1 protein-coding gene is annotated in these 1,060 nt (G+C 66.8%); it reads left to right on the top strand.

The window, feature by feature from the left end:
- Nucleotide 1: 1 nt before the first annotated feature.
- Nucleotides 2-1,060 (top strand): LLM class flavin-dependent oxidoreductase (locus AX690_RS13885; RefSeq protein WP_066686177.1); only part of this gene is annotated, 1,059 nt, incomplete at its 3' end.

Below are 1,060 nucleotides of genomic sequence, written 5' to 3' on the forward strand. Positions count from 1 at the left end.
CATGTTCCACCGTCCGTCGCAGCACAAGCAGTTTGGGGTTTTCCTGCCGGTCGCCAACGGCGGCTGGATCATCTCCAAGACCGCGCCGACCTTGGACGGCCTCTATGCCCAGAACCGCGCGGCGGCCGTGAAGGCCGACGAGGTCGGCATGGACTTCGTGATGTCGATGGCCAAGTTCCGCGGCTTTGGCGGTGAGACCGACCACTGGGGCACGGCGCTGGAGTCGGTCACCATGATGGCGGGCATCGCCGAGGCCACCCGGAACGTGAAGATCTGGGCGACCCTCCATCCGTTGCTGCAGAACCCGGCCGTGGCGGCCAAGATGATCGCCACGCTCGACCATATCAGCGGCGGCCGCGCGGGCCTCAACATCGTGGCCGGCGCCTATAAGGGCGAGTTCGACCAGATGGGGGCGTGGGACGACACCCTGACCCACGACGATCGTTACGCCCTGACCGAGGAATGGACGACGATCGTCAAGCGGCTGTGGTCGGAGGACAGCGTCGACTTCCAGGGCCAGTACTTCACGATGAAGGACTGCCAGTCCAAGCCCAAGCCGCTGTCCAAGCCGCGCCCTGATCTGGTCTGCGCGGGCATGAGCGATCGCGGCTTCCAGTTCTCGGTGCGCGAGGCCGACGTCTGCTTTATCGGCGGCCGCACGCAGGACGAGCGCCGCGACGCCTCCCTGCGGGCCAAGAAGGCCGCCGAGGCCCTGGGCAAGACCATCAAGACCTTCGCCATGTGCACGGTCGTCCACGGAGACACGGACGCGGACGCCGAGGCCAAGGTCCAGCACTACAAAGACGGCGCCGACATGGGCGCGATCCTGGCCATGCTGGAAAGCTGGGGCGTGCCGGCCGAGAAGCTGTCGAGCGTCGCGGCCGCGCAGGGCGCGTTCATGACCCAGACCGTGGTCGGCTCGCCCACGTCCTGCGCGGCGCAGATCGAGGAGTTTCTGCGCTACTGCGAGTTGGACGGCCTGATGATGATCTTCCCCGACTATGTCGAAGGGCTGACGATGTTCGGCGCCGAGATCCTGCCGGGCCTCCGGGCGGTGTTC

Source organism: Caulobacter sp. CCH9-E1 (genome assembly GCF_001556515.1).
Lineage (GTDB): Bacteria > Pseudomonadota > Alphaproteobacteria > Caulobacterales > Caulobacteraceae > Caulobacter.